The sequence below is a fragment of the Pseudomonas sp. NY15181 genome, assembly GCF_048068055.1.
GTDB lineage: Bacteria > Pseudomonadota > Gammaproteobacteria > Pseudomonadales > Pseudomonadaceae > Pseudomonas.
The window spans coordinates 983,208-1,004,958 of sequence record NZ_JBLUPT010000001.1; the positions used below are offsets into that span (position 1 = coordinate 983,208).

At 67.2% G+C, this 21,751-nt stretch carries 21 protein-coding genes; 10 read left to right on the forward strand and 11 right to left on the reverse strand.

What is annotated here, in order from left to right:
* Positions 1–3: 3 nt before the first annotated feature.
* Both ACNFBT_RS04515 and ACNFBT_RS04520 read right to left on the reverse strand, forming a co-directional pair.
* Positions 4–879, reverse strand: coding sequence for an SDR family oxidoreductase (locus tag ACNFBT_RS04515; RefSeq protein WP_416746814.1), 876 nt, complete (start codon positions 877–879; stop codon positions 4–6).
* A 118-nt stretch (positions 880–997) separates the two neighbouring features.
* Positions 998–2,800 (reverse strand): acyclic terpene utilization AtuA family protein, encoded by a 1,803-nt coding sequence (locus ACNFBT_RS04520; protein WP_416746815.1) that lies wholly within the window; start codon positions 2,798–2,800, stop codon positions 998–1,000.
* Between the two features lie 224 nt (positions 2,801–3,024).
* Here ACNFBT_RS04520 and ACNFBT_RS04525 point away from each other — a divergent pair, with 224 nt between their 5' ends.
* Entirely contained in the window at positions 3,025–3,645 is a 621-nt protein-coding gene (locus tag ACNFBT_RS04525) for a TetR/AcrR family transcriptional regulator (RefSeq protein ID WP_416746817.1), read from the forward strand.
* Between the two features lie 52 nt (positions 3,646–3,697).
* Here the strand turns inward: ACNFBT_RS04525 and ACNFBT_RS04530 are convergent, their stop codons facing one another.
* The 3 genes from ACNFBT_RS04530 to ACNFBT_RS04540 form a co-directional block, all read right to left on the reverse strand.
* Positions 3,698–4,462: a CPBP family intramembrane glutamic endopeptidase gene (locus ACNFBT_RS04530; protein ID WP_416746819.1), complete on the reverse strand. Its 765-nt coding sequence runs from the start codon at positions 4,460–4,462 to the stop codon at positions 3,698–3,700.
* A gap of 100 nt (positions 4,463–4,562) precedes the next feature.
* On the reverse strand, positions 4,563–4,733 hold the full coding sequence (locus ACNFBT_RS04535; RefSeq protein ID WP_416746821.1) for a DUF2897 family protein: 171 nt from the start codon (positions 4,731–4,733) through the stop codon (positions 4,563–4,565).
* 91 nt (positions 4,734–4,824) lie between these two features.
* The gene (locus ACNFBT_RS04540; RefSeq protein WP_416746823.1) at positions 4,825–5,763 is read right to left on the reverse strand and encodes a YeeE/YedE thiosulfate transporter family protein; all 939 of its coding nucleotides are present in this window, start codon (positions 5,761–5,763) and stop codon (positions 4,825–4,827) included.
* A gap of 155 nt (positions 5,764–5,918) precedes the next feature.
* On the opposite strand from ACNFBT_RS04540, the gene ACNFBT_RS04545 reads away from it, so the two are divergent.
* The 3 genes from ACNFBT_RS04545 to pyrF all read left to right on the forward strand — a co-directional run bounded on the left by ACNFBT_RS04545 (position 5,919) and on the right by pyrF (position 9,133).
* Positions 5,919–7,220, forward strand: a complete 1,302-nt coding sequence (locus ACNFBT_RS04545; protein ID WP_416746825.1) for a sensor histidine kinase — start codon at positions 5,919–5,921, stop codon at positions 7,218–7,220.
* 2 nt (positions 7,221–7,222) lie between these two features.
* Entirely contained in the window at positions 7,223–8,143 is a 921-nt protein-coding gene (locus ACNFBT_RS04550) for a response regulator (RefSeq protein ID WP_416746827.1), read from the forward strand.
* A 291-nt stretch (positions 8,144–8,434) separates the two neighbouring features.
* A complete protein-coding gene (gene pyrF / locus ACNFBT_RS04555; RefSeq protein ID WP_416746829.1) occupies positions 8,435–9,133 on the forward strand; it encodes an orotidine-5'-phosphate decarboxylase in 699 nt (232 codons plus the stop codon).
* A 288-nt stretch (positions 9,134–9,421) separates the two neighbouring features.
* Here pyrF and ACNFBT_RS04560 read toward each other — a convergent pair whose 3' ends face one another.
* On the reverse strand, positions 9,422–9,868 hold the full coding sequence (locus tag ACNFBT_RS04560) for a multidrug/biocide efflux PACE transporter (RefSeq protein WP_416746831.1): 447 nt from the start codon (positions 9,866–9,868) through the stop codon (positions 9,422–9,424).
* Positions 9,869–9,987: 119 nt separating this feature from the next.
* On the opposite strand from ACNFBT_RS04560, the gene ACNFBT_RS04565 reads away from it, so the two are divergent.
* The 6 genes from ACNFBT_RS04565 to ACNFBT_RS04590 all read left to right on the forward strand — a co-directional run bounded on the left by ACNFBT_RS04565 (position 9,988) and on the right by ACNFBT_RS04590 (position 16,586).
* Positions 9,988–10,848, forward strand: a complete 861-nt coding sequence (locus ACNFBT_RS04565; RefSeq protein WP_416746833.1) for a LysR family transcriptional regulator — start codon at positions 9,988–9,990, stop codon at positions 10,846–10,848.
* A gap of 112 nt (positions 10,849–10,960) precedes the next feature.
* On the forward strand, positions 10,961–11,878 hold the full coding sequence (locus ACNFBT_RS04570) for an AAA family ATPase (RefSeq protein WP_416746835.1): 918 nt from the start codon (positions 10,961–10,963) through the stop codon (positions 11,876–11,878).
* A gap of 9 nt (positions 11,879–11,887) precedes the next feature.
* Positions 11,888–12,841: a DUF58 domain-containing protein gene (locus ACNFBT_RS04575; RefSeq protein ID WP_416746836.1), complete on the forward strand. Its 954-nt coding sequence runs from the start codon at positions 11,888–11,890 to the stop codon at positions 12,839–12,841.
* Entirely contained in the window at positions 12,838–14,829 is a 1,992-nt protein-coding gene (locus ACNFBT_RS04580; protein WP_416746838.1) for a transglutaminase TgpA family protein, read from the forward strand. The genes ACNFBT_RS04575 and ACNFBT_RS04580 overlap by 4 nt, the downstream gene beginning before the upstream one ends.
* Positions 14,830–14,904: 75 nt before the next feature.
* A complete protein-coding gene (locus ACNFBT_RS04585) occupies positions 14,905–15,666 on the forward strand; it encodes a CHAD domain-containing protein (RefSeq protein WP_416746840.1) in 762 nt (253 codons plus the stop codon).
* Between the two features lie 119 nt (positions 15,667–15,785).
* Positions 15,786–16,586, forward strand: coding sequence for an acyl-CoA thioesterase (locus tag ACNFBT_RS04590; RefSeq protein WP_416746842.1), 801 nt, complete (start codon positions 15,786–15,788; stop codon positions 16,584–16,586).
* On the opposite strand, the gene ACNFBT_RS04595 is transcribed toward ACNFBT_RS04590, so the two are convergent.
* The 5 genes from ACNFBT_RS04595 to ACNFBT_RS04615 form a co-directional block, all read right to left on the reverse strand.
* The gene (locus tag ACNFBT_RS04595) at positions 16,583–18,154 is read right to left on the reverse strand and encodes a GGDEF domain-containing protein (protein ID WP_416747205.1); all 1,572 of its coding nucleotides are present in this window, start codon (positions 18,152–18,154) and stop codon (positions 16,583–16,585) included. The two genes, ACNFBT_RS04590 and ACNFBT_RS04595, sit on opposite strands and share 4 nt — an antisense overlap.
* Positions 18,154–18,657: a molybdopterin-dependent oxidoreductase gene (locus ACNFBT_RS04600; protein ID WP_416746844.1), complete on the reverse strand. Its 504-nt coding sequence runs from the start codon at positions 18,655–18,657 to the stop codon at positions 18,154–18,156. Before ACNFBT_RS04600 ends, ACNFBT_RS04595 begins: the two co-directional genes overlap by 1 nt.
* A gap of 81 nt (positions 18,658–18,738) precedes the next feature.
* Positions 18,739–19,098, reverse strand: coding sequence for an Mpo1-like protein (locus ACNFBT_RS04605; protein ID WP_416746845.1), 360 nt, complete (start codon positions 19,096–19,098; stop codon positions 18,739–18,741).
* A gap of 112 nt (positions 19,099–19,210) precedes the next feature.
* A complete protein-coding gene (locus ACNFBT_RS04610) occupies positions 19,211–20,689 on the reverse strand; it encodes a methyl-accepting chemotaxis protein (protein WP_416746847.1) in 1,479 nt (492 codons plus the stop codon).
* A gap of 137 nt (positions 20,690–20,826) precedes the next feature.
* Complete coding sequence (locus tag ACNFBT_RS04615) at positions 20,827–21,627, reverse strand: TatD family hydrolase (RefSeq protein ID WP_416746849.1); 801 nt, start codon at positions 21,625–21,627, stop codon at positions 20,827–20,829.
* Between the last annotated feature and the right edge of the window lie 124 nt (positions 21,628–21,751).

A 21,751-nucleotide genomic window follows, 5' to 3' on the forward strand; every position in this document is an offset into this window, starting at 1 on the left:
GGCTTACTCCTGATCCTTCAAGACATCGGGTAGATAGGCACGGTGGAAGCCGTTGTAGGAGCGGCTCTGCCCCGGCTTCGCCTTCGACAGCGGGAAGGCGCGGCTGCCCTGGCTGGCGGCGCCGTCGATGCGAATGGTGTTGCCGCTGATGAAGGCGGCGCCGGGGGAGAGCAGGAAGACGATGGCGGCGGAGACTTCCGACTCGGTGCCGATGCGCTTGAGCGGCACGTGCTCGCGCAGGGTCGGGATCACTGCCTTGAACGCGCCTTCGTAGGTGTCCATGCCGCTGGAAGCGACCCAGCCCGGCGCCACGGCGTTGACCCGCACCCCGGCGTGGCCCCACTCGATGGCGGCGGTCTTGGTGAAGTTCTCCATGCCGGCACGGGCGGCGCCGGAGTGGCCCATGCCGGGCATGCCGCCCCACATGTCGGCGAGCATGTTGACGATGCTGCCGCCGGTCTTGCTCAGGCTCTGGTTGAACACTTCGCGGGCCATCAGGAAGCCGCCCACCAGGTTGGTGCGCACCACGGCCTCGAAGCCTTTCAGGTTGATCGATGCCAGCGGCGCGGGGTACTGGCCGCCGGCGTTGTTGACCAGGTGATGGATCGGCCCGCGCTCGGCGATGACCTGCGCCACCAGGGCCTTTACCGCTTCTTCGTCGCGGATGTCGCAGCTGTGCCAGCTGACGCTGCCGCCGTCCTCGATGATTTCGCCGGCGGTCTTCTCCAGCTTCTCGGCCTTGCGCCCGACAAGCACCACGTGGGCACCGAGGGCCGCCAGCTCATGGGCGGTGCAACGGCCGATGCCGCTGCCGCCGCCGGTGACGATGATGGTCTGGCCGTCGAACAGGCCGGATTTGAAGATCGAGTCGTATGCCATTTGTGGTTCTCGTCCTGCTCAATCGTTCTTTGTGCATGCTTTTCGTAGGAGCGAGCTTGCTCGCGAACCGCCTGATGTCGTTGCCAGGGGCGAAAAGCGTTCGCGAGCAAGCTCGCTCCTACAGGGTGTGGGCGTTCACTTCATCGGCGATGGTTTGCGGCACCGCCACCGGGAATTCCAACAACTGCTGGGCGAAGGCCTTGCCCTGCGGGTCGATGCGCAGGCTGGCGACGCCGCCGCCGCCCAGGGCGTTTTCCAGCAGGAAATTCAGGCTGTGGGTGCCCGGCAGGTGCCAGCGGCTGACGCGGCCGACCTGCGGGTCGAGCACGTGCTGCATCCACTCGGCCACCGCGCCTTCGCTCAATGCCTCGGCGATCCACGGCAGGTATTCGGGCCGGCGCGCCATCACGCCGATGTTGCTGTGGTTGCCCTTGTCGCCGGAGCGCGCCACGGCCAGCTTCACCAGCGGCACGCTGGCCTGGGCCGGGCCCTTTGCCGTGGCAACCGGGAGGTCGTCGCCCAGTGCCGCCGGGTCGAAGTGATCGATCTTCGGCAGGGAAACCGGCAGGCGCTGGCCGTCGATGTCCACGGCCAGTTCGCAGGCGTCCTTGTCGATCAGGAAGGAGAACAGGCGGATCACCGGATACACGGTGGGGCGGCCGCCGACGATGCCGGTCAGCCCCGGCGCCATGCCGGTGGCGGCCTGGGCAATCTCGCGGGAGAACAGTGCCAGCGCCTCCTTGCGGCTGTGGCGCACGGCGAGCTTCACCACGATTTCGCGGCTGTCGCCGCGGCGCCCGTGCGGGCCGTAGGTGGCCTCGCTGCCGAGCAGCTCGACGCTTACCTCGCGGTACGGGCCCCAGCCACGCTCCATGAGGATTTCCTCGGTCTTGGCAATGATTGCCTGGCTGACCCGCTCGGCCTTCCTGACGGCGTCGATGCCGGCGATCAGGCAGCTGGCGGTGCAGCGGAAGCCGTCCGGATAGGTGGCGGTGACCTTGTATTGCCCGGTGGGTGGCAGCCCGCGGGCGCCGCTGACGGCCACGCGGTTTTCGCCGACCTGGGCGAGCTGTACCTGGGTGAAATCGCAGACCACGTCGGGCAGCAGGTAGGCGCGCGGGTCGCCGATCTCGTAGAGCATCTGCTCGCCCACCGACAGTGGCGAAACCAGCCCGCCGGTGTTCTGCGGCTTGGTCACCACGAATTCGCCGCCGGCCTGCACCTCGACGATGGGGAAGCCGATGTGCTCGTAGTCCGGCACGCTTTCCCAGTCGGTGAAGTTGCCGCCGGTGCACTGCGCGCCGCATTCGATGATGTGCCCGGCCAGGGCGGCCTGGGCCAGTTTGTCGTAGTCGTTCCAGGCCCAGCCGAATTCATGCACCAGGGCGGCGCTGACCACCGCGCTGTCCACCACGCGGCCGGTGATGACGATGTCGGCGCCGGCCTTCAGCGCTTCGACTATGCCGGGGGCGCCGAGGTAAGCGTTGACCGACACGCACATCGGCGGCAGCGGGGCGTCGCTGAACATCTCGCGAATGCCCGCCTTGGCCAGCTCGCCCAGGCGCGGCTGCAGGTTGTCGCCGTGGACGATGGCGATCTTCAGCGCCACACCGGCCTTCTCGCAGGCGGCGGAGAGGGCGCTGGCGCAGGCCTGGGGGTTCACGCCGCCGGCGTTGCTGATCACGCGGACCTTTTTCGCCGCGATGTCGCCCAGCAGCGGTGTCATCACTTCGACGAAGTCGGTGGCGTAGCCTGCCTCGGGGTTCTTCAGGCGCGCGCCGGCCATGATCGACATAGTGATCTCGGCCAGGTAGTCGAACACCAGGTAGTCCAGCTCCGCACCACGCACCAGCTGGGCGGCGGCGGTGGAGGTGTCGCCCCAGAAGGCGGAGGCGCAGCCGATACGTACGGTTCTAGTCATTGTTTTGCCCGTGACGTTGGGTGATGGAATGACATTACCAAGCAAGCGCTTGGTTGAAAAGGGCCGATTCGACGTCTCTTGTCACCAGCAGCCCAGCCATTGGATGGCCAAGCGCTTGCTTGGTTGGGTTGCGCGGGCTTACATTTCGTCAAACAACACAAGCACTTGCAGGGCGTTTCGATGATTCGCCGCGAACAGATGAGCCGGATGGGGAGAGAGACAGCGTGGATGACCGCAAAGCCCGCGAAGTGATGCTGGAGCTGGTCGGGACCGGGCAGATCACCGACCCGGAGAGCGCCCGTGGCAAGCTGGTGCAGACCGCCGCGCACCTGTTCCGCAGCAAGGGCTACGAGCGCACCACGGTGCGTGACCTGGCCAGTGCGGTGGGTATCCAGTCCGGCAGCATCTTCCATCACTTCAAGAGCAAGGACGAAATCCTGCGCTCGGTGATGGAGGAAGCCATCCTCTACAACACCGCGCTGATGCGCGCCGCCCTGGCCGACGCCACCACCCTGCGCGAGCGGCTGCTGGCGCTGATCCGCTGTGAGCTGCAGTCGATCACCGGCGGCACCGGCGAGGCGATGGCGGTGCTGGTCTACGAGTGGCGCTCGCTGTCGGAAGACGGCCAGGCCTACATCCTCAGCCTGCGCGACATCTATGAGCAGATGTGGCTGGAAGTGCTGCAAGAGGCGCGTGTGGCGGGCTACACCCAGGGCGATCCGTTCATCCTGCGGCGCTTCCTCACCGGGGCGCTGTCCTGGTCCATCACCTGGTTCCGTCCCGACGGCAGCCTGACGCTGGATGAGCTGGCGGAGCAGGCGTTGTTGCTGGTGATGCGCGAGTAATTTCTGGCGCTCGACGCAAGGCTCTTCTACAGGGATAGCCCGCAGTGCGGGATCAGATGATCCGCAACGGATAACTGAACAGCAGCAGGTGCAGGCTGTTCACCGCCGCATGCAGCAGCACCGCCACCAGCAGGCGGCCGCTGAAGTGAAAGGCGAGGCCGTAACCGAGCCCCGCGATACCCGCGACCACCGCGAACAACGGGTTGATCGGCCAGTGCACCAGGCCGAAGAGAATGCTCGACGCGGCCACGCCGAACGGGGCGCCGAAGCGCCGTACCAGTTCGCTCTGCAGCAGGCCGCGGAAGAATGCTTCTTCGGTGAGCGAGATCACGCAGACGTTGACCAGCATCCATAGCCAGAAGCCCGGCGGCCATTTCGGATTCCACACCACCAGCCCGCCGGCCACGGCCACCAGGGGCACGGCGAAGAGGGTGGTGACGATGGCGATTGCGGCGAAATCCGGTGAGCGCTTTTCCTCCGGCACCGGCGTACGGCGCAGCCACCAGGCGAGCAGGGTGACGCCCACCAGGGCCTTGTCCCAGGACAGGCGCAGGGCATAGACGGGGGCATCGGGACTGAGTTGGCGCACGGGCCAGAGCGTCCAGGAAATGGTGCCGGGCAACAGGTGCGCGGCCAGCGCGACACTGATCACCAGGCAGGGCAGCCACCACAGCAGGCGTGGCATGAAGTGCTCGCCGTAGAGTGTCCAGGCGACGTAGACGGCGCCGATCAGCAACCCCACCGGTTGGACATAACCCAGCGCGAATCCGCAGAGCAACAACACGACGGGCGCCAGCGGCAGGAGCTTCCTGAGCATTCTTTCCTCCATCCAGGAGGCTCAGTCTAGGCAATTTCCCCTACTGCTGGCCATCTTTGGCGTCGGTTTTTGGCTGGCCAGTCAGCCACTTGCAGCGATTTCAACGCTTGTCTTCGGCGTCCTTGGCATCCATTTCGGCGTTGCGTTCGTGGATGCGGCGCAGCTGTTCCTCGGTGAGCGGAAGCTTCTTCGCCGTATCGCGCAGCATCATCAGCGCCCCGACAATCGAGCCCAGGGCGAGGGCCATGATCAACCAGGCATACCAGGGCATGGTTCCGTCTCCGACAGTGGTTGTAGACCTTAACGATACGCTGGCGGGGTGGGGTTGTCAGGCGCGGGGCGGTTGCGCAGGCCGCAGGGGCTCATTTCAGCCAGTTCGTCAGCCGGAGCGCGAGCACGATGCTCAGGCACATGCTGGTGAAGGCCAGCCAGGCGTTCGGCCAGAGCAGTGGCATGCCGAACAGGATCAGGCTGTCGTTGCCGCCGGGTACCAGGCTGGCGCCGGTGCCCATCAAGGCGCCCCCGGCCAGGCAGCGGGCAAGGTCCGCGGCGCGTGGACAGCGATGCTGCCAGCTTCCGGAGGTCCAGCCGCCGAGCAAGGCGCCGGCGAACAGCGCGGGGAGCAGCAGGCCGCGGAGGCCTAGGTGCATGAAGCGCCCAGTGGCCAGTTCGCCGAGGACATCGGTGTAGGTCCAGGCGCCCACCACACAGAACAGCCCGAGGAAGCACAGCGCGATGACCAGCGTCGCCAGGTGCGCGGACTGCGGAGCGGCTCTCGTGCGCCATGCGCCGTGGAGTATCCAGCCGCCGCGCACCGCCAGTGGCAGCAGTACCAGCGCAGGCAGGGCGGGAGGCAGGTCCTGCAGCCAGGTGGGCAGGGCCATGGGCATGGCCGTCGCCGTTGTCCCCCAGTAGTGGGCGAGGAAGCAGCCGCCGAGGAAGCCCAGCGGCGTGCCCAGCCAGGCCCACTGGCCGGAGCCGAGCCGGGCGACGGTGCCGAAAACGCAACCGCCGTTGACCAGCGCGCCCACGCCGAGCAGCAGGCCGCCCGTGACGGCTCCCCAGTGCAGGCTGAACCCCATGGGGACCATTGGCAGAAGGCCGAGCGCGCGCAAGGCGATCAGTCCGGCCATGACCCACAGCGTCGCCTCCAGCAGGGCGGCGAAGCGGGTCCAGCGCCGATGTTGCACGGCTTCCTCGATGGCGGCGACCAGGCAGGTGCCGCCGCGCTGGATGGCGAACCCCATGAGCAATGCCAGCGCCAGGCTGGCGAGCAGGATCGGCATCGCATTGGCTCCCATCGCGGTCATCCCTCCAGACGGTAGACGCAGCCCAAGGCCCATTGTTACGCCGCAATGAAGCCGTGATGAAAATTGGGTTGGCCGAGACGGCTGTCACAGGATGGCAATCTGCCGCTGCTCTACTGCTGCCCATTCCAGCGACCGGAGACCCGCCGATGACCACCCGCGCCCTGCATGAACTGCTGCGCCAGGTAGCGCCATTGGCTCCGGAGCTGAGCATCAGCGACGTTGCCGACCGCTTCCTCGCGGCCGAGCACCGCGCCTTCCTCTCGCTGCCGGTGGTGGACGCCGCCGGCATGCCGCAGGGGCTGGTCAGCCGCTACGGCCTGCAGGACATCTTCATGCAGCGCTTCGGCCGCGACCTCTGGGGCCGCCGCCCGGCCCGCGACGTGATGAACCCCGAGCCCTTGAAGGTCCGCGCCGACCTCAGCCTGGAAGAGGCGGCGCAACAGGTCACCGCCCAACTGAGCTACCCCATCACCGAAGACTTCGTTCTGGTGGACGAGCAGGGGCGCTACCTTGGCCTTGGCACCGTGCTCGACCTGCTCAAGGCCATGGAGCAACGCGTTGCCCAGCGTAACCGGGTGCTGCACAAGACCCTGCACGACCTGCGCGAGTCCCAGGCACAACTGGTGCAGTCGGAGAAGATGGCCTCCCTTGGCCAGATGGTCGCCGGCATCGCCCACGAGCTGAACACGCCGCTGGGGTATGTGAAGAACAACGTCGCCCTGCTGCGCGAACTGCTGGTTCCGCTGCTCGGCCTGACCGAGGCGCAGACGTTGCTCAACGAGTGCCTGGACGATCCCGCCTGCGCTCCCGAGAACCTTGCCCGCGCCCGCCGGCTCTTCGAGCAGGCCCGCGAGGAAGCTGCGCTGGAGCAGTTGGTGGGCGATCTCGACCAACTGTTCGGCGACACCGACTTCGGCCTGGCGCAGATCGGCGAGCTTGTCGGTGGGCTGAAGGACTTCGCCCGCCTGGACCGCGCCCGCAGCGAGGAAGTCGACCTCAACGACTGCGTGCGCAGTGCGCTGCTGATCGCCCGCAACAGCATCAAGGAAAAGGCCGAGGTGGCGACCCAGCTGGGCGCGTTGCCGAAGGTCGCCTGCGCGCCGAGCCAGATCAACCAGGTCCTGCTCAACCTGCTGACCAACGCCGCACAGGCCATGGAGCGGTTCGGCCTGATCCAGGTGAAATCCTGGGCGGACGATACACATGTGCACCTCTCGGTTCAGGACAACGGCAAGGGCATGAGCGAGGAGGTGCGCGCACGCATCTTCGATCCCTTCTTCACCACCAAGCCAGTGGGGCAGGGCACGGGCCTGGGCCTGTCGATCAGCTACAAGATCGTCCAGGACCATGGTGGCCGCATCCGCGTGGCGTCCGAGCCGGGGCGCGGCACGCGATTCCTCATCAGCCTGCCGCTTACGCAGGCCAGCGAACTGAAACGGAGCGCCTGAACATGAGCCAGCAGCCTGTCCGCATCCTCTTCGTCGACGATGAGGAGCGCATCCTGCGCAGTCTCGCGATGCAGTTCCGCCGCCATTACGAGGTGCTGACCGAGACCGACCCGCACAAGGCGCTGCAGCGTCTGCGCGAGGAGCGGGTGGACATCCTGGTCAGCGACCAGCGCATGCCGCAGATGACCGGTGCCGAGCTGCTGGCCCAGGCCCGGGAGATCGTCCCGGACACCCTGCGCATTCTCCTCACCGGCTATTCCGATCTGGATGCGGCGGTGGATGCGCTCAACAGTGGCGGTATCTTCCGCTACCTGACCAAACCCTGGGACCCGCAGGAAATGGCCTTCACCCTGCGCCAGGCGGCGGAGATCGCCCAGCGCCAGGCGCCGGCGGTGGCCGATCCACAGGTAATCAGCCGGCTGGCCGCGCCGTTCAACGTGCTGCTGCTGGACGACGATCCGGAAACCCTGGCCTGCGTCGGCGACTTCTGCAGTGCCGGCAACCATCGCCTGCACCGCGCGCGCAACCTGGCCGAGGCGATCCTGCGGCTGAACAGCGAGCCGATCGACCTGCTGGTCAGCGACCTCAAGCTGGCCGGCGAGGATACCGCGCCGCTGCTCAAATCCCTGGCCCAGGCCCACCCGCGCCTGCTGAGCATCGTGGTCACGCCGTTCCGCGATACCCAGGAGCTGCTGGCGCTGATCAACCAGGCGCAGATCTTCCGTTATCTGCCCAAGCCGATCCGTCGCGGTCTGTTCGAGAAGGGCCTGAAGGCCGCCGCCGAGCAGGCGCTGCTGTGGCGCGCGCAGCCCGAACCCAGGGTCGCGCGCATCGCCGAGGCGCCACGCGAGGAGCGCGAGCGGGAGAAGGTCGGCAGCCTGCTGGGGATGCTCGGCCGCCTGCGCGAACGCCTGAGCGCCTGAGAACCTGTTTACGATCTGCTGCGCGTCGGCATAACTGCGTTAAAAACAGGCGAGGACTGCTCATTTACAGCTCGTAAACTCCGCGTCCTCGCCTGTTTGACTCGCTGGCGCTCGCCCTTCGGGCCAGCCTGCGGCTGTTACTCCCGTTGGTCGTTGCGCCTTGTTCTGCTCTAGCTCGCGAGATCGTAAACAGGTTCTGAGATCCGGAGCAATCCTGCCGGGCGGGCTACGGAAGTCGGCGCGTTTCTGCGACAATACGCGCCGATTTTTTCGCAACCTCCGAGAGAGCCCATGTCCGCCTGCCAGTCCCCGATCATCGTCGCCCTGGATTTCCCCACCCGCGAAGCCGCGCTGGCGCTGGCTGACCAGCTCGACCCGAAGCTGTGCCGGGTGAAGGTGGGCAAGGAGCTGTTCACCAGCTGCGCCGCCGGTATCGTCGAGACGCTCAATAGCCGCGGCTTCGAAGTTTTCCTCGACCTGAAGTTCCACGACATCCCCAACACCACTGCGATGGCCGTGCGCGCCGCCGCCGAGATGGGCGTGTGGATGGTCAACGTGCACTGCTCCGGTGGCCTGCGCATGATGAGCGCCTGCCGCGAAACCCTTGAAGCCTTCAACGGCCCGAAACCGCTGCTGATCGGTGTGACCGTGCTGACCAGCATGGAGCGCGAGGACCTGGCCGGTATCGGCCTGGACGTCGAGCCTCAGGAGCAGGTGCTGCGCCTGGCTGCCTTGGCTGAGAAAGCCGGCATGGATGGCCTGGTCTGCTCCGCCCAGGAAGCGCCGGCCCTGAAAGCCGCGCACCCGGCCCTGCAACTGGTCACCCCCGGCATCCGCCCGGCCGGCAGCGCCCAGGACGACCAGCGCCGCATCCTTACCCCGCGCCAGGCGCTGGACAACGGTTCGGACTACCTGGTGATCGGCCGCCCGATCAGCCAGGCCGCCGATCCGGGCAAGGCCCTGCGGGATATCGTCGCCAGCCTGGCCTGAGTGCCTTCTCCGTAAAGTCGCCAGACACGAAAAAGCCCGCGCAATGCGGGCTTTTTGCTTTTCGTGGGAGCGGGCTTGCTCGCGAACGCTTTACATGCCGGATGCAAAGGTGTCAGGGGCGTAGGGCGTATAACGTTCGACGTTATACGCCGTTTGACCTTGGTTTCCGGCCGCACGAACTTCAACCAGAACAGTCGTCACCCTGCGCTTCGGGCCCAATCAGTACGCCAGCTGACGATCCCGCTGTATCGGCGTACAACCGCGAACGGTTGTACGCCCTACGAGGGGTCAGCCGTTGGCCTGCGCCATCTGCGCCCGGCCTACCCAGCGCTCGCGCACCACGTCGTATACCCAGTTGAAGACGATGGCGTAGGGCAGGAAGAACAGGATCAGGCCGATATCCAGGATGAAGGCCTCCAGCAGGCTCACCGACAGCCACCAGGCGGCCAGCGGCACCAGCAGGAAGATCAGCCCCAGTTCGAACAGCGAGGCGTGCAGCACGCGCACCGGCAGGGTGCGGGTGAAGCCCATGCGGTTCTGCGCGCGGTCGAAACCGGCGTTGAACAGCATGTTCCACAGGGTGGCGATGGCCGAGAACATCAGGGTCATGGCGCCCATGTGGCTCAGGGGGCGATCCATCAGCCAGGCCAGGATCGGTGCGCAGATGGCGACCGCCAGCAGTTCGAAAAGCACGGCATGGAACAGCCGCTCTTTAAGGGTTTTGTTCGGGCTCATGGGATTCTCCAGATAACAGTTGCGGGCCGACTCCGTCGGTCCGGCGCCATTATCATCGGTCGACCGGCTGGATATAAGTTGGATACCATCGGCTAAACCGATGGAAGAGGGCGCATCCCATGCAATATTCCCCCGAATCCCTGCAAGCCTTCGCCGAGGCTGCCTGCCTCGGCTCCTTCAGCGCCGCCGCGCGCAAGCTGGGCAAGAGCCAGTCCACCGTCAGCGAAGCCATCGCCCGCCTGGAGATTGACCTGGGCCTGCCGCTGTTCGACCGCAGCACCCGCCAGCCGCAACTGACCGAGGCCGGCCACGCGCTGCTCGGGCGGGTGGAAGAGGTGTTGATGGCCAATGATCGTCTCGGCCAGCTCGCCCAGCAGCTCGCCGGCGGCCTGGAGTCACGGGTGACGCTGGCCATGTCCGATACCTACTCCTCGTCGCAGTTCGAAGCGCGGTTGGCGGAGATCGACGCGCGCTACCCGGATCTGGAGTTCGAATGGCTGATCGCCGAGCACGGTGACGTGCTCGACCTGGTCGTCCAGGGCCGCGCCAGCCTGGGCCTGCTGGCGGCGCAGCGGGAATATCCGCCGGACATCGGCTCGGCGACCCTGAGCGAACAGGCCGAGTTCGGCCTGTTCGTCAGCCGCGACCATCCGCTGGCCAGCCGCGAACGGGTGGAGCGGGAGGATCTGCTGGCGTACCGGGCGTTGCGCTTGAACACCTACCTGGATGACGCCGCGCCGCTGCTGGGCGGCCGTTGCTGGAGCGCGCCGAACTACCTGCTGTTGCTGGACATGGCCGTGCTGGGCTTTGGCTGGATCGAATTGCCCAGCTGGATGGTGGGACGTTTCGCCGGCGGGCGTATGCACGAGCTGAAGGTCGCCGGCTGGCCGCGCCGGGTGGCCGTGGACGTGATCTGGTCGCGGCAGCGTCCGACCGGGCCTGCGGCCAGTTGGCTGGTAGAGCGGCTGCTGGGACGCTAGGGTCAGTGGAAGCACGCGCTGCTTCACAGGAATGCGGACGAAATGCGTGCGGACCTATGACGGCTGGCGCGGGGCCAGTAGGATCGGAGTTTTCCTAGAGCGAGAGGTCAGGATGCGCGCCAAGCTGGAGAATTGCCTGAAGGCAGTGGATGAAGTTCTGCTCGGCAAGGAGATTCAGGTCCGGCTGGCGCTGACCTGCCTGTTGGCCCGTGGCCACCTGCTCATCGAAGACCTGCCCGGCATGGGCAAGACCACCTTGAGCCATGCCCTGGCACGGGTACTGGGGCTGAGTTTCCAGCGCATCCAGTTCACCTCCGACCTGTTGCCCGGCGACGTGCTGGGAACCTCGGTGTTCGACCGGGAGACCGGGCAGTTCGTCTTCCATCCGGGGCCGATCTTCGCCGAGCTGGTGCTGGCCGACGAGATCAACCGTGCCACGCCCAAGAGCCAGAGCGCCTTGCTCGAAGCGATGGAGGAGGGCCAGGTGACCATCGAGGGCGCGACCCGTCCGCTGCCCGATCCCTTCTTCGTCATCGCCACACAGAACCCGGTGACCCAGGGCGGCACCTTCGCGCTCCCGGAGTCCCAGTTGGACCGCTTCCTCATGCGCCTGTCGCTGGGCTACCCCGGCCGCGCGGCGGAGAAGGCGCTGCTGCTGGGCGAGGCGCGCCGCGACCTGCTGCCGCGCCTGGAGCCCATGCTCGATCCCAAGGAGCTGCTGGCGCTGCAGGGCGAGGTGCTGGCGGTCCGCGCCAGCGATGCGCTGGTGGATTACGTGCTGCGCCTGGTCGAGGCCACCCGTAGCCAGCCGGCGTTCGCCCTCGGGCTGTCGCCGCGCGGCAGCCTGGGGCTGCTCGCCGCCGCGCGCGCCTGGGCGCTGCTCGCCGGCCGCGATTATGCGATTCCCGAGGACGTGCAGGCGGTGCTGCCGTCGGTGGCCGGCCACCGGCTGCGTGACCAGGCCGACCCCACCGGGCACGGTGGCGGCGCGCTGGTGCAGTGGCTGCTGCGCGAAGTGCCGGCACTCTGAGGGCCCGCCATGCTGGTCAAGGTCAGGCCGCTGTGGCAGAGCTGGATCGCCCGGCGGATTCCGCCGTCGCCGTCGCTGCAACTCAACCAGCGCCGCATCTTCATCATTCCCACCCGCCAGGGCGCGGCGTTTGGCGTTGCGCTGACGCTGATGCTGCTGACGGCGATCAACTACCAGAACAGCCTGGCGTACGGGCTGACCTTCCTGCTGCTGTCGCTGTTCATCGTCGCCATCCTGCACACCTACCGGAACCTGGGCGGCCTGCGCCTGACCGCGCTGGGCGCGATGCCGGTGTTCGTCGGCGAGCAGGTGGGCTTCCGTGTGCGGCTGGATGCGGAAGGGCGCGCGCGCCAGGCCATCGCCATCGGCTGGATGGCGGAGCAGCTGCACTTCGCCGATGTGCCGGCCGAGGGCGCCGAGGAACTGCGGCTGGATGTGTCGGCGCAACGGCGCGGCTGGCTGCGCCCCGGCAGACTGCGGGTAGAGAGCCGTTTCCCGCTCGGCCTGCTGGTGGCCTGGAGCTGGCTCGACCTGGACCAGGCGGGCCTGGTGTATCCGCACCCGCTCGCCAGCGACCTGCCACTGGAGGGTGGCGCGGCAGCTGACGAGGAGGAGGGCGTGCGGTCCTGCGGCCAGGGCGTCGATGATTTCCAGGGGCTGCGCCCCTACCAGCCCGGCGACTCGCGCCGGCGCCTGCACTGGAAGGCCTACTCCCGTGGCCAGGGGCTGCTAGTGAAGGACTTCTCCGCGCTGGCCGGACGCAATCTGTGGCTGGACTTCACGCTGCTTGGCGGTGACATCGAGGGCCGCCTTTCGCGGCTGTGCTACTGGGTGCTGCAACTGTCGTTGCGCCAGCAACCCTTCGGCTTGCGCCTGCCGGGCGTGCAACTGCCGGTGGCCACTGGTGAGGCTCATCGCGAGGCCTGCCTGCGAGCCCTCGCGCTGTTCGGGGAGCGCCCATGAACGCGGAGCAGCCCATTCCGCGGGTCGCGCTGACCTGGCTGCTGGTGGCCCAGGCGGTAGTGATCATCCCGCACCTGGAGCACCTGCCGCTGTGGGTCGTCGGCCTCTGGCTGGGCTGCGCGTTCTGGCGCGTCCAGGTGTTTCGTATGCGTGCCAACTATCCCAGCGGCCTGGCCAAGTTGGCGCTGGTCGGCGCCGCCGGGCTCGGTGTGTGGTTCTCGCGCGGCTCGCTGATTGGCCTGGACGCCGGCGTGGTGCTGCTGATCGCCGCCTTCATCATCAAGCTGGTGGAGCTCAAGACCCGCCGCGATGCCTGGGTGCTGATCCTGCTGGGGTTCTTCGCGGTGGTGACCAGCTACCTGTTCCAGGACGACATCCTCGCTGCCGCCTTCAGCCTGCTGCCGGTGACCGCGCTGCTGGCGGCGCTGATCGGCCTGCAGCAGAGCAACTTCGCCGCCCGTCCCGGGTCGACCCTGCGCCTGGCGGGTGGCCTGCTGCTGCAGGCGCTGCCGCTGATGCTCCTGCTGTTCATGCTGTTCCCGCGCCTGGGGCCACTGTGGTCGCTGCCAATGCCGGGCGGCAAGGCCACTACCGGCCTGAGCGACTCGATGATGCCCGGGGACATGGTGGAGCTCAGCCAGTCTCCCGAACTGGCCTTCCGCGTCAGCTTCAAGGGCGAGCCGCCGCCGCGCTCGCAACTCTATTGGCGCGCGCTGACCCTGGAGAACTTCGACGGCCAGCGTTGGACCCAGGCTGGCCAGCGTCGCGATGCGCCGGCGCCGCAGTGGCAGCGGCAGGGCGTGGCGCTGGAGTATCAGGTGGTCATGGAGCCGAGCGACCATCCGTGGCTGTTCGTGCTCGACGTGGCGGAGAACGGGGCGAGCGACGCCCAGTTGATGAGTGACTTCCGCCTCGAACGTCGATCCCCGGTGCGTCAGAGCTTGCTCTACAACACCATGTCGTGGCCCGGCGCACTGCTCGAGCCCAACGACAACCGCCGTGCCCTGCGCCTAAACCTGGGCCTGCCGGCCGGCGGCAATCCGCGCGCACGGGCCTGGGCGCGCGAGCTGCGCGAGCGCTACCCGCAACCCCGCGAACTGGCGCAGGCGATGCTGCGGGAGTTCCGCGAACAGCCCTTCGCGTACACCCTAAAGCCGCCGGCGACCGGGCCGGAGCGTATCGATGGCTTCCTCTTCGAGACCCGCGCCGGCTTCTGCGAGCACTACGCCGGTGCCATGACCTTCGTCCTGCGCGCGGCGGGGATTCCCGCGCGGGTGGTGACGGGCTACCAGGGTGGCGAATTGAACCCCGCCGGCAGCTACCTGCTGGTGCACCAGTTCGATGCCCATGCCTGGGTGGAGTACTGGCAGGCGGGCAGCGGCTGGACACGGGTCGACCCCACCGGGGCGGTATCGCCCGAGCGCATCGAGCTGGGGCTGGAGCAGGCAATGAGCCGCGAGGGCAGCTTCCTCGCCGGCGATCCGTTCTCGCCGCTGCGTTACCGGGGGCTCAGTCTGCTCAACGGCCTGCGCCTGAGCTGGGACCAGATCAACTATGGCTGGCAGCGTTGGGTGCTGGGTTACCAGGGCGAGCAGCAGGGCGATCTGCTTCGCCGCTGGTTCGGCGCGCCCGACAGTCCCTGGCTGGCGCTGGTCACGGTCGGTGGCGGAGCGCTGTTGCTCGCGGCCCTGGCGCTGGGGTTGTTCAAGCCCTGGCAGCGCCAGCGGGATGTCCAGCTGCGCAGCTTCGAGCGCTTCGAACAGATGCTCACGCCGCATGGGTTGCGCCGCGATGCGGGGGAGGGGCACCGCGATTTCAGCGGGCGCGCCATGCTCGCGCTGCCGGAGCAGGCCGAGACGATTCGCGCCTACAGCGAAGCGTTCGAAGCGCAGCGCTATGGCGGCGCCACCGTCGACCCCGCGCTGCTGCGCGCGCATCTGGCACGGCTGCGGCGGGAGTTGCCGTGGCGCTGGCGGCGACATCGATGAGGCATGACGCTGGTCACTTGCTGGCGGCGGCATGCCAACTAACCTGATAACTCATCCCACTGTACGGAGTGTGCCGTGTCCTCCTTCAGCGACTATCTGGTAACCCATCTGATCGAGCAGGAGGTCGCGCTGTTTTCCGCCTCCGCCCGCCTGAGCGCCGGTTCCGATCCCGAAGCCCTGCACGATCTGCGCATCGCCGTGCGCCGGTTGCGCAGCCTGCTGCATGCAGTGCGCGGGATGCCGGGCATCGATGAGCTGGAGGAGTCGCTGGGCGAGGTGGGCCGGCTGAGCGGACCGTTGCGCGACATGGAGGTGCTGTTGCCGGTGCTGGAGGCCGAGGGCTACGGACAGGCGGCGGCCCTGCGCCGTCCGGCCTTGCTCTCGGGTTACATCGCGTTGCTCGCCAGCCCACAGTGGGACCGCCTGCTGATGCGCCTGGATGGCTGGCCGCAGTTGTGGCGCACCGCGCAGCGCCATGGTGTGCTGGAGGGCTTGCACGACAAGGTGCGCAAACGCCTGGGCAAGGAATGGCAGAAGCTGCGCCTGGCGCTGAAGGACCCGGCTCACGACCGTCACCGCCTGCGCCTGCTGATCAAGCGGGTGCGCTATTCGCTGGAAGCCTATCCGGAGGAGTCGGCGGTGCCGCAGCGCCTGCTCGTTCCGCTGAAGGACGCGCAGACGGCCCTGGGCGAATGGCACGACTATGAGCAGTGGCTGATCCGAAGCGAGCGGGAGCTGGACCTGATGCCGCTGCAACCGCACTGGAATGCCCGCCACGATCTCGCCGAGCGCGACGCCGACGAGAGCCTGGACGCGCTGCAGAAGGCGCTCGGCTGACACCATAGAGGGCGTTGATGGCACGCCATTTTTTCCGGAGCGAACAACGCTTTGGATGGTGTTCCCACGCCGCCTGTCGGCCTAAGATCGCTGCCGAATCCTACGAATGGAAGCGATCCATGACTTTCACCGAAATGCTTCAGGCGGTGCGCGCTGCGCCGCGTTCCGTGGTCATCCCGACGAGCTGGGCGCAGGGGCGGGCGAGCTTCGGCGGGCTGGTGGCCGCGGCGGCTTACGAGGCGATGCGGGCGGTGACCCAGGCGGGCCGACCGGTTCGCTCGCTGGCGATCACCTTCGTCGGTCCTGTCGAGGTGGAAACCCCAGTGAGCTTCGAGGCCGAGGCGTTGCGCGAGGGCAAGTCGGTGAGTCAGGTGTTCTGCCGCGCGGTGCAGAACGGCCAGGTGGTGGCGCTGGTGCAGGGCAGCTTCGGCGAATCGCGCAGCTCCAGCGTCGAGGTGGAGAATCTTCCGGCGCCGGACTTCCGGGAGCCCGAGCACTGCCAGGAGCTGCCGTTCATTCGCAAGCTGATGCCGGCGTTCACCCAGCACATCGCGATGCGCTGGGCGCGGGGACACATGCCATTCTCTTCCAGTCGCGAGGTCGAAATGGGTGGCTGGATGCGTTTTCGCGGCGACGGTGCGGCGGATGCGTCGCTGGAAGTGTCGCACCTGCTGGCACTGATCGACGCCTGGCCGCCGGCGACGCTGCCGCACCTCAAGAGTCCGGCGCCGTCCAGTTCGCTGACCTGGACCGTCGAGTTCATCCAGCCGCAGCCGGAAATGCCCGTCGATAGCTGGTGCCAGTACCGGGCGACCATCGAGCACGCGCGCGACGGCTACGGCCACATTGCCGCCCACTGCTGGGCGACCGACGGTCGCCTGCTGGCGATCAGCCGGCAGACGGCGACCATTTTCGGCTAGCTCGACGCCAGCTCCGTGCGATTGCGGCCGCCGTCCTTGGCCCGGTAGAGGGCGCGGTCGGCGCGGGCCAGCAGGTCCTCCAGGCGCACTTCGCCGGGCAGGCATTCCGCCACGCCGATGCTCATCGTCAGACGCAGGTGGCTGCCGTCTTCAGTGGTGAAGGACAGCGCCTGCACGGCGTTACGCAGCCGTTCGGCGACCTGCAGCGCCTGCTGCGGAGCGGTCTCCGGGAGGATCGCGGCGAATTCCTCGCCGCCCAGCCGGCCGAGCAGGTCGATTTCGCGCAGGCCGTGACTCAGCTCCCTGGCTACCGCCTTGAGCACCGTGTCGCCGAACCCATGGCCATGGGTGTCGTTGATGCGCTTGAAGTGATCGATATCGAGCATCAGCGCCGAGCACTGGCGCCCATAGCGCTCTGCGCTCTTGAGCAGGGTGACGCCGCGTTTGACGAAGGCGTGGCGGTTCTGCAGGCCGGTCAGCGGGTCGGTGCTGGCGAGCAGGCGCAGCTCCTGTTCCAGCGCCTTGCGCTGCTGTATGTCGAAGCTCCAGACCAGTGAGGCGGGCTGCCCGTCGAGGTCCAGTCGCCGTGCCCAGACAACCGCCCAGTAAGGCGGGTTACCGGCCAGCCGGGTTTCCCAGCCATTGAGCTGGCCGAACTCGTCCAGCGCCAGGCGGAAGCGGCTTTCTTCGTCGGTGTCGTCGAACAGGCGGGAGAGGGTGAAGCTCTCGTCGTCCGTGCCGGTGCGTTGCAGCAGGCCCGGGCTGACGTAATGGGCGTGGCCGTCATGGTCGTTGAGCAGCGCCACGTCGCTGGGACTGGTGTCGAGGATGTAGCGCAGCAGCGACTTGCGTTCGCTCAGCTCCCGGGTGCGTTGCTCCACGCGTTTTTCCAGGGACTGGTTGAGATCGTTGAGGCGCTGTGTGAGCCGCTGCTTGCGCCTGGAGTTGGCGATGACCTGCCGGGTCAGCAGCACGCAGCACAGGCCCAGGCCAGCGAGTACCCAGGCGAGCAGGGTGAAGGCGTGTTGCAGGTCCTGGCGTTCTTCGTCGAGTTGGTTGGTCAGGGCGATGTGGGTGGCGACGATGAGCTCGTGGGTGGGTTTGAGCAGCGCAGGCAGCTGGCTCAGCATCTCCTGCGCGATCGCCCGCGCCGCTGCGGGTTGCCCCCAGGGCGCGCGCCTGGCCCAGTCGGCGCTGAGCCGGTCGAGCCGCCCGAGGGTTTCGCCAATTTCCGGACGTGGCTCGGTTAGGTGACTGAACACCCGGGTCGTGCGCAACGGCGCCAGCAGGCTGATCTGGACTTCGATGCGGGTGGCGAGGGCGTCGCTGTCCGTGCGGCCGTCCAGTACGGCCTGGGCGGTGTCCAGCGAGCGCTCCAGTTCGGCGCGCAGCTGGTAGGCCTGCCACAGCTCGCTATGGGCGTCGGGATGCGCCAGCTGGTGGGCGTGCTGGTTGACCAGCAGCAGGGCGGCACAGGCCCCCAGGGTGAGGGCTGCGATCAGGCTGCAGAGGACGGTGAAGGTCAGGCGGCGCCAGCGACGCCCGGGAGGCTGAGGGGGCAAGGCGATCACTCCAGGGTAATGCGGCTGACCTGCCAGACGGTTCGGTTGAAATAGACCTGGGTGCGCAGCTCCGGATGGTTCACCAGCGGATAGATGATGAACAAGGGGCCGCGCTCGCTGATGCCGATGTAACGGTCATCGCGGCGATAGGCGAGGATCGGCTGATGGGCACTCAGGTCACTCAGCGGGATCAGTGCGGAGTAGTCATTCAGGGCATCGACGCGCAGGCGTTTCGCTTGGCCCAGTTGGGCGTCCGCGAACAGCTGGCTGAGCGGGACGCCCTGCCAGTGGGAGATGCGCTCTTCCTCGGGGAGCATGGCGGCATAGGTCCGCTGCGGGAGCCGCTCCAGCGCCGACAGGGACAGGCGCCGGGTGGTCTCGGGGCGGCCGGCGACCTCCAGCGTGAGGACGTTGCGTTCGGCAGGCAGGGAGACGGACGGGCTCGCCGCCACCTGGCTGCCAATAAACAGGCAGGCTAAAAAGCCAATAAAATGACGAAAAACCGACATTTCGACCGCTCATGACGTAATTTCGACGATTATATCGACGAATACCCCCATGACTTGAATGGCCGAAATGCCGCTCCCTGGTCAGCGCCTGCGATTTTTCCAGGCGCGCCACCAGGCGCCGCTGAGCACGAAGCGGGGGAAGGTAATGAACTGTTCGGCGAGCAACCGGCCGATGGCGTCCTGACGGTCCGCGAAGGGTTCCGGTGGCTGCTCTTCCAGCTTGTGGCCGCGCCCCTGGATCGCCAGCGAGGCGATGATCCCGATCACGCCCAGGGCGACACCGCTCAGGTGCAGTCGCAGCAGAGCGCTGACCAGGATCACGGCGGCGAGGATGAACAGCGGTACGGCGAGGATGTGCAGCGCCAGGTTGGTGGCGTTGCGGTGGTTGGCGGCGTAGCCCCGCCATTGCCAGGCGAGCAGGTTGGGATGACGTTTGGCCATGGACGAACTCCTGTGCGAAACAGGCCCGCCGCGGGCGGCGGGCATCTGTCAGAAGTCTAGGTCCTGGCTGGAAAGGGCAGCCAATCGTCGCTGGCTATGCGTCTGATAGGGGTTACAGGCGCAGCTGGCGGATCGCGCGGCTGAGCTCGCCGGCGAGGTCGGCCAACTGGTGGCTGGTGCCGGCCGAGTCCACGGTCTGCTGCACGGTGAGTTCGGTGACGTCGCGGATGCCCACCACCGAACGGGTCATTTCCTCGGCAACCTGGCTCTGCTGCTCGGCGGCCACGGCGATCTGCGTGTTGCTCTCGCGCATCTGCGCCACGGCGGCGGCGATGGCGGCCAGGGCTTCCCCGGCTTCGCGGGCTTCCTCGACGCAGCCGTCGGCCTTGATCGAGCTTTCCTGCATGAATTCCACGGCGTCGCGGGTGCCGGACTGCAGTGCATTGATCATCTGGGTGATCTCGTCGGTGGAGTCCTGCACGCGCTTGGCCAGGTTGCGCACTTCATCGGCCACCACGGCGAAGCCTCGGCCCATTTCCCCGGCGCGGGCCGCTTCGATGGCCGCGTTGAGGGCGAGCAGGTTGGTCTGCTCGGCGATGCCGTGGATCACGCTGACCACGCTGCTGATCTTGTGGCTGTCCTGGGCCAGCTGCTGGATCATCTCGGCGGTCTGCTGTACGCCCTGGGACAGTCCGGCGATGGATTGGCCGACCCGGCCGACCACTTGCTGGCCGTTGCCCGCCAGGCGATCGGCTTCCTGCGATTGGTCGCGGGTGTCGGCGGCGTGCTGGGCGATGTGGTGGACGGTGGTGGACATCTCGTTGATGGCGGTGGCGGCCTGGTCGGTCTCGCTCTGCTGGCCGAGCATGCCCTGGCGCACCTGGCCCATGGTGCTGGCGAGGCTGCGCGCGCCTTCGTCGAGACGCCCGGCGGCTTGGGCGACGGTGCCGACCACGCGCTGGTAGCCGCCCTGCATGGCATTGAAGGCGGTGGCCATCTGCCCGACCTCGTCGCGGCTTTCCAGCGGCACCCGTGCGGACAGGTCGCCGCTCTTTTCCACGTGCAGCATCACGTCGCGCAGGGTCAGCAGGTGGGTGAGGATGAAGCGGATCAGCAACTGCGAGGCGGCCAGCAGCGCGAGCATCAGAATCATCACGGCGCCGGCGTAGGGCAGGGCGCGATCCTCGAAGACGTTCCAGAAGCCGGCGCCCGGCGCCAGGACGGCAACCCGCTGGCCATTGCCGATGTCCTGCACGTAGGCGCCGGCCAGTGCGCCGGCACGGCTCTGGGCACCCTGCAGGTCGACCCAGCCGCTGGCGCGGGAAAGGGCGGAGCCGTCGACGCCGGCGATCTGCGGCGCACTGCCGGCGGCAAAGCTGACGAGGCTGGAGGAAGACGGCAGCAGCGTGCCCGCCGGCCAGCTCTTGAGCAACTGGGCCTGCGATTCGGCGCCCTGGCGCGCCTGCTGGTTGCGGGCGTCGAGTTCCTGGTGCATGGCGAACAGCACCAGCAGCAGGGTGGTGACGAAGGCGACCGCATTTACGGCCCAGAATTTGTACTTGAGGGAAATGTCGCGGATCCAGGCGGCCATGGTTGTCTTCTTGTCGGTCGAATGGTGGCAAAGCGCCGCCATTGTCATGAAAAGGATGAAGGCTGGCCATTGATGAGGATCAAGCCGCCTTCCACACCCGGGTTAACGGCCGATGGACGGTAATCTTGAGAGCGGCTTCACACCTGGGGAAGGTTGAAGAAACGCCGTGCGCAATCGGTGCTGTGGGCGGCGACCTGCTCTGGGCTTTCGCCGCGATGCTGCGCCACGCAGGCCAGCACCTCCGGCAGGTAGGCCGGCTCGTTGTGGCCGTGCTTGGGCTTGGGCCGCAGCGTGCGCGGCAGCAGGTAGGGCGCGTCGCTTTCCAGCATCAGGCGGCCGGCGGGAATCTCCTTCACCAGTTCCTGCAGGTGGGTGCCGCGGCGCTCGTCGCAGATCCAGCCGGTGATACCAATGTGCAGGTCCAGGTCGAGGTAGCCGTAGAGCGCCCGGCGCTCGCCGGTGAAGCAGTGCACCACGGCGGCGGGCAACGGGTCGCGGAAGTCCTTGAGGATCGCCAGCAGGCGTTCGGCGGCGTCGCGCTCGTGGATGAACACCGGACGCTGCAACTCCACCGCCAGGGCAAGCTGCTCCTCGAAGGCCTTCTCCTGCTGCGGGCGCGGCGAAAAGTCGCGGTTGAAGTCCAGCCCGCACTCGCCGACGGCGCGTACCCGGTCTTCCTGCAACAGGCCGCGAAGTACCTTGGCGCTACCGCTGTCCCAGTGGCTGGCCTCGTGCGGATGGACACCGGCGGTGCAGTAAAGACGCTGGTTTTCGTCCAGTTGCCGGCACAGTTCCAGGGCCTGTTCGCTGTCGTCCAGGCTCGTGCCGGTGAGCACCATCTGCACGACGCCGGCCTCGATGGCACGAGCGAGTACCGCTTCACGTTCCGCGGCAAAGCTTGGGTGAGTGAGGTTGACGCCGATGTCGATCAGTTGCATTTTGGTTCCTTTTGTCCGGAATCGGAGCATAGCAAACGCCGCTTTCCAGACGAAAATTCTTCAAAAAACAGCAGGTTGAGGACTTTTCCGGAGATTTGTCGGAAGTTTCGGGTTGGTACTGAGT